The sequence below is a fragment of the Streptococcaceae bacterium ESL0729 genome (assembly GCA_029391995.1).
Classification (GTDB): Bacteria; Bacillota; Bacilli; order Lactobacillales; family Streptococcaceae; genus Floricoccus.
The window spans coordinates 1142503-1153979 of the sequence record CP113924.1; the positions used below are offsets into that span (position 1 = coordinate 1142503).

Genomic DNA, 11477 nt, shown 5'->3' on the forward strand with positions numbered 1-11477 from the left:
CTCAAATAAGTTCGTTATCAAGAAGCTACTCTTTCCTTCTCGTATAGATACTTCATAAATAAGGCAAGAATCAACAAAAGAATTACCAAAATGACATAGCCATAAATGCTAAAGGACAGTCTTTCAATGTTCAAAAAGTCCATCATCTGAGTCAGAGTAAAACTCAAGCAAGCAACTAGGGCAAAAACCTTCCACATATCAAGCTTGGTTTCCTTTAGTACATTGATGGAAATAATGGTTGTAAGAATTATTATGGCATCTGAGTAAAGATAAATAAATTCCTGTCTCCTCAATATGATTTGATCAATTCCCCAAACAATCCAACTTAACAAAGCTATCTCTAAATTAGATTTCGTCACCTTATAATAAGATAATTTATTCACAAATGCACAACTTCCTCCTATCCTAGTATTCATCTATAATATAACATTTATATATGTTTTAGTGATTTCAGAAATGTGTTAAATCTATTACACGATAGTTTGAAAACGGATTTATCGCTTATTTATTTAATCAAGGTAACATGGTTTTATTGTGATTTTATTATTAAACTTTGAAATTTTATCCTTCTTCTGGATAAAAAAGCTGCCAATCCTGCCTTAGGGAAGTCATGATGTCCATTACATCCTCTGTATAGTCAAGGTACATCATATTTTTAGCAAGTTCTACGCTTCTTTCCATATCCTCAAACTCATAAAAGAGGGCCAGATCATAGCTACCAACTTCTATCTGCTCATAAGTTCCATCAAGATAGGTTATTTTTGCCTGGGTACCACGAGGATACTCATAGATTTCAACATAGGCTTTCTCAAAGGATAAAAGACCACGCTTGGGCTGCTTGGCATGAAGGGATAGACTGACTGTTGCCATCTGATCCTCCTGATTTTTAAGGATGATACTCACCTTCTCATCAACACCACTTTCAGCCAACTTGACCTGGGATGAAAGCTCTGATTCTTTTAACTCCATAAACCAACGAACAAAGGATAGGGCATAGACTCCGATATCAAGTAGGGCACCTCCTGCAAGATTTTTGCTATAAAAACGGCTATTTGGATCATATTCCTTAAAGCTTCCAAAGTTCATCTGAACGAGCTCAAGCTTACCAAAATCACCTTTAACAATTCTTTCATGAAGATTCCTATAAAGGGGCATGTGATAGATGGTCATGGCCTCAGCCAGAATTAGATTCTTATCTTTTGCAAGCTGGATAGCCTCTGCAAGCTCGCTTGAATTAAGGGTTATGGCCTTCTCACATAGGACATGCTTTCCTGCCTCAAGGGCTTTTTTGATGTAGCTAATGTGAGTATTATGGGGACTTGCAATGTAAACTACATCAACCTGATCATCCAAGAAAAGGTCATCCACATTTTGATAAACCTTGTTAATTCCAAAATTTTCCGCTAACTTGCAGGCATTCTCATAGGTTCTATTGGCAACTGAGTAAATATCCCTTTTATTAGCCTTCATGGTCTCAGCAAAACGGTTGGCAATGGCCCCGCTCCCAAGAATTGCCCAATTATATGTTTTCATGTACACTCCTTCACTTATCGCTTTCTGTAAGCATTATAGTAAAAAAAAGACCCGGGGACAAATATCTTTCTCGGAATCTTTCTTGTATTACTCTATCGCACTTCTTCTATCGATGCAGGTAGTTATCAAAAATCTCATCAAACTGGGCTAGATTAAAATAAAATGGTGCTTCCTTTTCCAAATAATCGCTTATCTCATTAAAGTTTGAGCTGTGTCTTGGAAAGGTCGAATCATTAAAGGCCTCACTTGCTAAGATTGTCAGTGCACAATCCATTTTTGGTCCCCTATGGGACATTAAATAGTTGTAAAAACTAGGCATCCTTCCACTTATCCTCGATAAATTTATGTCTCAGCCCACTTGAAAGAGAGTAGCGAAGGGGATTAGTCTTATAAAAGGCTTGGTGGTAGTCCTCAGCTGGGTAAAAAGTTTGTGCTTTTTCAATTGAGGTTACAATGGGTTCTGTGAAACGACCAGATTCTTGAAGTCTCTTTTTGCTTGCTTCAGCAATCTCTTTTTGTCTTTCATCTTCATAAAAGATTACCGGACGGTAGTTGTCACCTCGGTCTTGGAACTGACCAAAAGCATCAGTTGGATCGGTCTGCTTCCAGTAAAGTTCAACCAAATCCTCATAACTTATTTTGTCATTATCAAAGATAATTTCGACTGCTTCTGTATGACCAGTCTTGTGGGTTAGTATATCTTCATAGGTTGGATTTACAGTATGACCGCCTGTGTAGCCACTTAAGACACTAATTACACCATCTTGTTCTTCAAAGGGTTCAACCATACACCAAAAACAACCGCCAGCAAAAATCGCACGTTCCATCATAAGCCATTCTCCTTAATTATGAGCTTAAACTCACTAGTCTTTCTTAATTAAGTCAGTCCCAAATTCATCTTGCTTTACTTTACCGGCCTTCATGAGACCACCTAAAGCCTTTTTAAATTGGCCCTTGCTGATTCCAAAGGTAGCCTTGATGTCATCAGGGCTGCTCTTGTCATTTAATGACATAAAACCACCTGCCCCTTCAAGATAGGCTAAAATCATCTGGCCATCATTATCAAGCATCTCGTGTGACCTTGGTTTCAAACTTAAATTAAGCGTCTTATCAACATCACGATATCCAATCACTCGGACATCAACTTCCTCACCCAAACGAGGTTCTGAAAAACGCTCACTCGGATGAATAAATCCTAACATATTATTGTCAGGAATAAAAACAAAAGTACCTGACATTTTCAACCTATAAACAATGGCTTTTAGATTTTGATCCTGCATGTTATTGTAAGCACGCCCAGCTAAATCTTTAAAGACCTCATTGTCTGCCACAGTAGCCCAAATCCTATCCTTTGGATCGACCTCAAGGGTTACATAAAGCTTGTCTCCCTCCTTGGGCCATAAGTTTTTAAGCTCAGGGAGATTGTCCATGGAAATAACGACATCTTTTCCGGGTAGGCCGATGTCAACAAAGACTCCAAGATCGCGTCTAACCTCTGTTACTGTCCCCCAGCCGTAGTTGTCACGCCCTGCTGTTGGAAAAATGGTTGTTGCCTTTGGCTTTCCTTTTTTGTCGGTATAAACAAAGACCTTGACCGTATCTCCAAGGGCATGTTCACCCTCAGACTTATCGAGGATTAAAGTGTGTCCATTTTTTTGTAGAAAATAACTGTTGTCATTTTCATCTGTAACAATGGCGGTTATATATTTTGCTAATAAATCGTTCATAGCATGTCCTTTCCTGTGAAAAAAAGCTGGGTAAGCCCCAGTCTTCTTTTCGAGACGTTTAAACGTCTAATAATTCTGTTTCCTTATCTTTTGTGAGCTTGTCAATATGTTTAACAGATTCATCTGTAATGTTTTGAATCTCTTTTTCAAGTCCACGTAGTTCATCTTCAGTAATTTCACTATTTTTTTCTTGCTTTTTAGCCGTATCCATAGCATCGCGACGGATATTTCTAATGGCTACTTTTGAACCTTCAGCGACCTTCTTAACTTCCTTAGCAAGTTCCTTACGACGTTCTTCAGTTAATTGAGGAATCACCAGGCGGATAATTGTTCCATCTGATTGAGGGGTAATCCCTAAATCACTTGCATTAATAGCATGCTCGATATCCTTGATTGATGATTTATCAAATGGTGTAATCAAAAGGACACGTGCTTCAGGAATTGCAATTGAAGCTAATTGGTTAAGGGGAGTTGGTGCCCCGTAATATTCAACCTGAATACGGTCTAAAAGACTTGCATTAGCACGTCCAGCACGAATGCTTCCAAATTCACGAAGCAAGCTTGCTTGTGATTGTTCCATTCTCTCTTTTGCATTTTTTAAAATTTCGTTTGTCATTTTTCTCTCCTATTCTATCTAGCTAGCTTAATCGACTGTTGTCCCGATATTTTCACCAAGAACCGCACGGCGGATATTTCCTGCTTCATTCAGATTAAATACTACTAGTGGGATATCATTATCCATTGAAAGGGTGCTTGCTGTAGTATCCATAACTTGCAAGCCTTGAGAGATTACATCCATGTGAGTCAAGTGCTCAAATTTAGTAGCATTTTCATCCTTATTAGGGTCAGCGTCATAGATTCCATCCACCCCATTTTTAGCCATAAGAATTACATCAGCATTGATTTCTGCAGCCCTTAAGGCACTTGTCGTATCTGTTGAGAAGTAAGGGTTCCCTGTTCCCCCTGCAAAAATAACCACACGATTTTTTTCCAGATGGCGTTCAGCCTTACGACGAATATAAGGTTCTGCAATTTGACGCATGTCGATTGATGATTGAACACGAGTTGGCACGTCTTCATTTTCAAGGGTATCTTGAAGGGCTAGGGCATTCATAATAGTTGCAAGCATACCCATATAATCAGCCTGAGCACGTTCCATTCCAAGGCTTGCTCCAGTTTGCCCACGCCAGATGTTTCCGCCACCTACAACGATTGCAATCTCAACACCTAAATCATGGACTTCCCTTAATTCCTGGGCAATTCCCTTAACAACGATTGGATTAATCCCAAATCCTTCATCTCCTGCTAGAGCTTCTCCGCTTAATTTCAGTACCACGCGCTTATATTTTGGTTCTATCATTATCGTCTCCCATACAAAATTTATCACCCTATAATAACATATTTTTTCAAAAAAATCCCACCAAAATAAACTTTAGTGGGATTGATCCTTTCCTATTTGCTGAAAATAGCAAGGCTTTGGTAAGGTTTAAGTTTTTCAAGATTGTTATCTTCATAGTTTGAAATAAGAAGCTCTCCAGCCTTAAATTCACTAGGTAAATCAAGAGCTACTTCCTCAGCTGAAAAATTATTGGCAACAAATAATTTTTTGCCATCAAATTCCCTGATGAAAGCATAGATTTCCTTGCTATCTACAAGGGCTTTTTTATAGCTTCCTTCTGAAATAATTTTATGGGTCTTCCTAAGTTTAATTAAATCCTTATAAAAATTAATAATGGCACCATTTTTCTCAGCTTCAAGATTTATCTGTGGATGATTTCCGCTAGAAAGCCAAGGAGTACCTATAGAGAATCCTCCATTTTTACTATCATCCCACTGCATAGGAATCCTTGAATTATCACGAGATTTGATTTGAATAATCTCAAAGGCTTCCTCAGGTGATTTACCACTAGCCTTCATCTCCTCATAGGCATTTAGGGACTCGACATCCACATAATCAGCCATTGAAGTGAAATCTGGGTCAATCATTCCAATCTCTTCTCCCATGTAAATATAAGGTGTCCCGCGGCTTAAGTGAATTGAAGCCGCAAGCATCATAGCTCCCTTAACCCTGAAGTTTTTAACATCAACAAATCGATTCAAAGCCCGCGGTTGGTCATGGTTATTCCAGAATAATGCATTCCAACCATTTCCTTCTGACATGTCCTCACCCCAGTTGTGGAAAAGATTTTTTAATTCTTCAAAGTCAAAGGCCTGCTTGCTCCATTTTTTCCCGTCCTTGTAGTCAACCTTCAAATGGTGGAAATTAAAGGTCATTGATAGCTCATGACGGTCTGGTCTGGTATAAAGAATGCAATTTTCAATGGTTGTTGAAGACATTTCACCTACTGTAATACTTTCTAAATCATGGCCAAAAGTCGCTTCATTTAATTCTCTTAGGTATTCATGGGTCAATGGTTTATCAGTGTACTCAGCCTTACCTTCATTTTCTGGATTATTTTTTAAGACTTCATCCTTACCAATCAGGTTAATAACGTCAAATCTAAAGCCATGAACTCCCTTGTCCATCCAGAATTTAACTACATTAAATAACTCTTCCCTTACATGAGGATTACGCCAGTTTAAGTCAGCCTGAGTTTTATCAAAAAGGTGCAGGTAGTATTTTCCAGTGTCACCAAAAGGTGCCCAGGCATTTCCTCCAAATTTACTAATCCAATCCGTTGGCTCATCCCTTAGAATAAAGAAATCTTGGTAGTACTTATCTCCTGCCAAGGCTTTTTTAAACCATTCATGCTCAGTTGAAACATGGTTTAAAACCATGTCAAGCATGAAGCCAATATTACGTTTTTTACCTTCTTTTACCAGCTCCTCAAAATCTTCCATACTACCAAAATCAGGATTAATGGCAACATAGTCTGAAATATCATAGCCATTATCTTTTTGTGGACTTGGGTAAATTGGATTAAGCCAAATCATGTCAACCCCAAGGTCTTCTAAGTAATCAAGTTTCTTGATAATCCCCCTAAGGTCACCGACACCTGAGCCTGTTGTATCCAAATACGATTTTGGATAAATTTGGTAAATTACTTTATCTTTAAAAGTCATCTTCATCTCCATTCTTCTAACATAAAAGTAGGGCCTCATCAGCCCTATTTTTAATTTAATTATTAATACTTGTTGCTGTGAATAGTTTGTCGCCAATTACAGCTTGACCACTTGTTTTCACATCATCAACTTGGAATCTATCTTGGTTGGTTACAATTACTGGAGTCTTTGTAACATAGCCTTCTTTTTTAAGGGCCGCTAGATCAAACTTAATAAGTTCATCTCCTGCCTTAATTCTTTGTCCACTTTCAACTAAACCTTCAAAGTATTTACCTTGCAAGTTAACTGTATCAAGCCCGATGTGGATTAAAAGTTCAACCCCATCATTTGAAATAAGACCAATAGCGTGGTTGGTTGGGAAGACCATCTGAACAATACCATCAAATGGTGCCACTAAAACTCCTGCATCTGGATCAATTAATGCCCCATCACCAATAAGTTTTTCGGCAAACATAGGGTCAGGTGTTTCACTTAGAGGTAAAATTTGTCCTGAAAGAGGAACCTTGACATCTTGACTTACTGGACCTTGTTCAACAATTGGGTGTGCCTTGTATTCTTCTTCGTCAACATAAGGAACTTCAACCTTGTTAAGGGCTGGAATTTTGCGGAATACAAAGACAAGCACTAGGGGTACTGCGATTGCAATAATCATAGAGATTGCAAAGTTAATCATTGAGTTGTACTGGATGGCTAAAATTCCTGGTAGACCACCAACACCAACAGAGTTGGCACGTACACTTGTCAAAGTAGCATACATTGATGCAAGACCAGCTCCGGCCATTCCGGCTACAAATGGATACATGAATTTAAGGTTGATACCAAACATGGCTGGCTCAGTTACCCCCAACCAAGCAGAAATTAGGGCTGGAATTGAAACCTGCTCCTCACGCTCAAGTTCTTCCTTGTTGTTACGCATGGTGCGTTTGTGAAGTAAAATTAATCCTGCTACTGCTGCACCTTGGGCAATATTTGAAAGACAGATCATTGGCCATAGGTTAGTGTAGCCTAAGTCTCCGATTAGCTGGAAGTCAATTGCTAGTAAGGTATGGTGAAGTCCCGTAATTACAAGTGGTGCATAAAGGGCTCCAAATACTAGGGCGAAAAGCCAGTTTACTGAGCTTGATAGACCCGCATTAACAACTGTTGATAGGGCCTGACCAATTTTCCAACCGATTGGCCCAATAATTGTATGAGCTGCAATAATTGCTGGAAGTAAGCTAAAGAGGGGAACGAAAATCATTGATACCGCTTCAGGGATGACCTTTCTCAGTTGTTTTTCAAGGAAAACAAAGAGTAGGGCTGTAAAGATAGCTGGAATAACCTGAGCCTGGTAACCGATTTTTTCAATTTGGAAGGAACCAAAATTCCAAACCCACTCGGCAATTGATCCATCAGCACGTGCATCATTTACTGAATAGGCATTTAAAAGCTGTGGACTAACTAGAGTAATCCCAAGGACAATCCCAAGAATCTGAGTTCCACCGAAACGTTTAACAACACTCCATACTACTCCGACTGGTAGGAAGTGGAAGATCGCTTCTGCAGGTAGCCATAAGAAGGAATTCACTCCATCCCAAAATGGCGATACATCAACAACTGTATTATAAATCTTTGTTCCATCTGGATTTAGAGCAGCAACACCGTCAACTATTTTTTGTCCTAAGGCTTGAATTTGCACTCCTTCAAGGATATTTCTTAGACCAAGAATCAATCCCCCAACGATGATAGCTGGAAGTAAAGGTGTGAAAATTTCAGCAAGAGTTGTAACTCCCCTTTGCAACCAAGATTGATTTTGCTTGGCTTTTGATTTGGCTGCCTCCTTAGACATCCCTTCAATTCCTGATACAGCTAGAAAATCTTGGTAGAAGGTCGATACATCATTTCCGATAATGACCTGAAATTGACCGGCATTTGTAAAGGTTCCCTTAACTGTCGAAATTTTTTCTATTTCCTTAACATTTGCCTTTTTGTCATCATTTAAGACAAAACGCATCCTAGTCGCACAGTGTGATACACCAGCAATATTCTCCTTGCCTCCTATTGCAACAAGAAGATTCTGGGCATCTTTTTCATACTTACTCATCTTTTTCTCCTATTTTCTTTTTACAACCTGTACATACAAGTTTATATTTTGATTATAGCTTATATTTTTATAAAGTGCAACCGTTTTCAATTTATTTTTTCACATTTTTTTGATAAAATTGTCACATATGAATAAATATGAATTGATTGCTCAAGATTTAAAGGAGCAAATATTAAATAATACCTATCCTTCAGGGAGCTTTTTACCCAGTGAAAGCATCCTATCAAATCACTATCAGGCCAGTCGTTCAACCATTCGCCAGGCCCTAAATATCCTAGAAACCAGGGGCTACATTCAAAAGCAAATGGGCAAGGGAAGCCTTGTAATCTCATCTGATAAATTGCAGTTCCCCCTATCTGGACTTACCAGCTACAAGGAATTACAACAAAATTTAGACTTTAAAAGCCTAACCACAGTTATTGACCTTAAAAAGATTAAAATTGATAGCAAATTATCAGCCCTTACTCGTTTCCCACTCAACCAGGAGGTGTGGTCAATCCTTCGATTAAGGACAATCAATGGTAAATCAGTTGTTCTTGACCAGGACTACCTCCTATGTAGTATAATCCCTCATATGACAGAAGATATTGCCCAAAATTCCCTTTATGAATACCTGGAGGGAACTTTAAACTTGGATATTTCTTATGCCCAAAAAGAAGTCACCATTGATTTTTTAAATGATTTTGACAAAGAATACATTGATTTATCAGCTGACGACCATCATGTGGTAAATGTAAAAAGTCATGTCTTCCTTTCAAATGCTCAACTTTTTCAGTATACAGAAAGCCACCACCAGGTTGATACCTTTAGATTTAGTGAGTTTGCCAGACGCGAAAAAATATAATCAAAAAACTACCAACATTAATTGGTAGTTTTTTTGATTATAGCTTACATGATAACAAAAGCAGGTCTTCCTTGATCCCAGTCAAGGGAATCATTTGATGGATTTTGCCAAAGACTGTAAGTTGAAGTCCAGCCATCAGGATAAAACATCCTATCATAGGGATCATAAACTTTAGTAAGACCATTACTGTAGCCGTGAACAACAACAGCATGACCAATTCCAACATTTTGAAACAAGATTACTGGATAACCTTGTGAGAGGTAATAATTTAGCTGATCTAGGGTATCGGCCTTCCTAACTGTTCGACCAAAAGCCTGAGCCGTTAGGACCAAATCTGTTCCACTAGCCCCCCTGTAGCGTTGATTAAAACCACCCAAGCGGGCCATTTGACTGGCTACAAAGAATGGATTTGCTTCTGTTCCATAAGAACCCTTTAAAATCATACTTAAACTTGTTGGGACGCAGCCTGTTGGTCCCATCTGATAATTACCAACATAGGCGTACCTCCACCTAGGGTCTCTTTGCGAATAATAATAAGGGACGGCCTTCATCCTCTCAACAATAGGATCCTTAGGAGCCTGTCCAGCTATAAAGGCCACTTGTCCGTTTGATGGTGGTCCCTGATCAGACTTACTGATAATGACAATTTGAAGGGCCTCTAGCCGCTTAGACATAGCACTAGTACCTGCCGGATTATCATTCTTAGTCCAATTTAGCCAACCGTAGTCTTGGACATGGACTCGGTAGTAGATATCAAAATAATTAGCCAAATCTCCTGTTAAACGAATCTTTAAGGCTTCCATCCGAAGACTACGCCCCACGGTACCAGATATATTATCATTTGAAACATATCCCTGCCAGCCAATGTCTTGTACATGAGCTGAGTATTCTACAGCCCCTGATAAACGAGCATTTGCCAAGCTAACCTTCAAGGCTTCAACCCTCAAAGATTGGCCAACGGTTCCAGCAATACTACCATTACTAACCTTATCCTGCCAACCAATATTTTGAACATGCGTTTGATAGTTGACGCTAGGAACTATCTCTTGTGGAAGTCTTGCTTCATCACCAACCAAATAGGATTTACCCTCTCCACTAGGTGCTTGTTCCCCCTTGGGAACCAATTTTATTTGAATGGCTTCCATTCTTTTTCCAGCAGATGAACTCCCAACAGGCTGGTCATTTTTAGCCCAATTAAGCCATCCCTTATCCTGAATGTGGGCTCTGTAATAGATATCATAGCGATTAGCCAAGTCTCCTGTTAAACGGATTTTTAAAGCTTCCATTCGGAGACTTCGTCCCACAGTACCTGCCACCTGATTATTTGAAACATATTCCTGCCAGCCAATATCTTGCACATGGGCTGAATACTCAATCTTACCAGATATTCCACTTACAGGAAAATTAATCCTTAGTGCCTCCATTCGAAGACTTCGTCCCACGGTACCTGCCACCTGATTATCGGAAACATACCCCTGCCAGCCAATATCTTGCACATGGGCCGAGTAATCCACTTTTGCAACTTCATCAACCATGGTTGTCGGATTAGTTGCTTGATTTGTACTAGTATCCTCGCTAGTTACTGGTCCACCAGAAGATTCATCCCCTGTTGTAAACTCAGAATAGCTGGATTCCAAACTCAAAGAACTTTCACCTGTACTTGCAGATATTACATCAGTACTCATTTCTGAGCTTACTTCTGAAATTACTTCTGTAGATGAAACAGAATTTTTAGGGGAGTCATCTGCTAAAGCTCCATTAGTTACTGCCCCCATGGTAAGTAAGGTCGCAACTAGCATGTATAATTTTTTCATATGAATATTCTCCTAATTATCAATTAGTCTTAAGAAGGTAAAAATATTAATTTAAAATATTTTCGCTAATAAAGGTTACTAGGTCAATATGTTTAAGCTTGGCATCATTTATATAGCCTTTTAACTCACTATCATTTATGGAAGCAGAATTTATCCCCGCATCATAAAGTTCAACTCTAGCCTCTGCTAACTCATCTTTAAAAAGTAAATCATGATAACCAGTATCTGATAGGGAAACGGAAGGCTCCCCTTGGTCACTTGTAACTTGCTCTTGACTAGACTTATTAGTAGTACCTTCATCGCTAACTGAAATAAGTTCCTCTGATTTACTATTTTTTCCCTTTTCGCATGCACTCAGTGGCAATAAAACTATTATAAATACCAATAAGACTCCAACCTTTTTCACCTCTAAA

12 protein-coding genes are annotated in these 11477 nt (G+C 38.9%); 1 reads left to right on the forward strand and 11 read right to left on the reverse strand.

Going from position 1 to position 11477, the window contains the following annotated elements; all coding sequences use genetic code 11:
* Positions 1-17: 17 nt before the first annotated feature.
* The 9 genes from OZX68_05720 to treP form a co-directional block, all read right to left on the reverse strand.
* Positions 18-332: a hypothetical protein gene (locus OZX68_05720; GenBank protein ID WEV60421.1), complete on the reverse strand. Its 315-nt coding sequence runs from the start codon at positions 330-332 to the stop codon at positions 18-20.
* Between the two features lie 229 nt (positions 333-561).
* A complete protein-coding gene (locus OZX68_05725; GenBank protein WEV60422.1) occupies positions 562-1533 on the reverse strand; it encodes a Gfo/Idh/MocA family oxidoreductase in 972 nt (323 codons plus the stop codon).
* 106 nt (positions 1534-1639) lie between these two features.
* On the reverse strand, positions 1640-1852 hold the full coding sequence (locus OZX68_05730) for a YozE family protein (GenBank protein ID WEV60423.1): 213 nt from the start codon (positions 1850-1852) through the stop codon (positions 1640-1642).
* Complete coding sequence (msrA, locus tag OZX68_05735; protein WEV61387.1) at positions 1845-2360, reverse strand: peptide-methionine (S)-S-oxide reductase MsrA; 516 nt, start codon at positions 2358-2360, stop codon at positions 1845-1847. The genes OZX68_05730 and msrA overlap by 8 nt, the downstream gene beginning before the upstream one ends.
* A 36-nt stretch (positions 2361-2396) precedes the next feature.
* Positions 2397-3260 (reverse strand): S1 RNA-binding domain-containing protein, encoded by an 864-nt coding sequence (locus tag OZX68_05740; protein ID WEV60424.1) that lies wholly within the window; start codon positions 3258-3260, stop codon positions 2397-2399.
* A 58-nt stretch (positions 3261-3318) separates the two neighbouring features.
* Complete coding sequence (gene frr, locus OZX68_05745; protein WEV60425.1) at positions 3319-3876, reverse strand: ribosome recycling factor; 558 nt, start codon at positions 3874-3876, stop codon at positions 3319-3321.
* A 27-nt stretch (positions 3877-3903) separates the two neighbouring features.
* Complete coding sequence (gene pyrH / locus OZX68_05750; protein WEV60426.1) at positions 3904-4620, reverse strand: UMP kinase; 717 nt, start codon at positions 4618-4620, stop codon at positions 3904-3906.
* 92 nt (positions 4621-4712) lie between these two features.
* Positions 4713-6323, reverse strand: coding sequence for an alpha,alpha-phosphotrehalase (gene treC, locus OZX68_05755; protein WEV60427.1), 1611 nt, complete (start codon positions 6321-6323; stop codon positions 4713-4715).
* 55 nt (positions 6324-6378) lie between these two features.
* Positions 6379-8406: a PTS system trehalose-specific EIIBC component gene (gene treP, locus OZX68_05760; GenBank protein ID WEV60428.1), complete on the reverse strand. Its 2028-nt coding sequence runs from the start codon at positions 8404-8406 to the stop codon at positions 6379-6381.
* Positions 8407-8533: 127 nt separating this feature from the next.
* Here treP and treR point away from each other — a divergent pair, with 127 nt between their 5' ends.
* Entirely contained in the window at positions 8534-9250 is a 717-nt protein-coding gene (gene treR, locus OZX68_05765) for a trehalose operon repressor (protein ID WEV60429.1), read from the forward strand.
* A 44-nt stretch (positions 9251-9294) separates the two neighbouring features.
* Here the strand turns inward: treR and OZX68_05770 are convergent, their stop codons facing one another.
* Positions 9295-11064: a C39 family peptidase gene (locus OZX68_05770; protein ID WEV60430.1), complete on the reverse strand. Its 1770-nt coding sequence runs from the start codon at positions 11062-11064 to the stop codon at positions 9295-9297.
* 46 nt (positions 11065-11110) lie between these two features.
* Positions 11111-11470, reverse strand: coding sequence for a hypothetical protein (locus tag OZX68_05775; GenBank protein ID WEV60431.1), 360 nt, complete (start codon positions 11468-11470; stop codon positions 11111-11113).
* Positions 11471-11477 lie beyond the last annotated feature (7 nt).

Excerpts from the sequence above, each read along its gene's own strand:
- OZX68_05725 (WEV60422.1), bottom strand. The coding sequence starts at position 1,533 with ATGAAAACATATAATTGGGCAATTCTTGGGAGCGGGGCCATTGCCAAC.
- OZX68_05730 (WEV60423.1), bottom strand. The coding sequence starts at position 1,852 with ATGCCTAGTTTTTACAACTATTTAATGTCCCATAGGGGACCAAAAATG.
- msrA (WEV61387.1), bottom strand. The coding sequence starts at position 2,360 with ATGGAACGTGCGATTTTTGCTGGCGGTTGTTTTTGGTGTATGGTTGAA.
- OZX68_05740 (WEV60424.1), bottom strand. The coding sequence starts at position 3,260 with ATGAACGATTTATTAGCAAAATATATAACCGCCATTGTTACAGATGAA.
- frr (WEV60425.1), bottom strand. The coding sequence starts at position 3,876 with ATGACAAACGAAATTTTAAAAAATGCAAAAGAGAGAATGGAACAATCA.
- pyrH (WEV60426.1), bottom strand. The coding sequence starts at position 4,620 with ATGATAGAACCAAAATATAAGCGCGTGGTACTGAAATTAAGCGGAGAA.
- treC (WEV60427.1), bottom strand. The coding sequence starts at position 6,323 with ATGACTTTTAAAGATAAAGTAATTTACCAAATTTATCCAAAATCGTAT.
- treP (WEV60428.1), bottom strand. The coding sequence starts at position 8,406 with ATGAGTAAGTATGAAAAAGATGCCCAGAATCTTCTTGTTGCAATAGGA.
- treR (WEV60429.1), top strand. The coding sequence starts at position 8,534 with ATGAATAAATATGAATTGATTGCTCAAGATTTAAAGGAGCAAATATTA.
- OZX68_05770 (WEV60430.1), bottom strand. The coding sequence starts at position 11,064 with ATGAAAAAATTATACATGCTAGTTGCGACCTTACTTACCATGGGGGCA.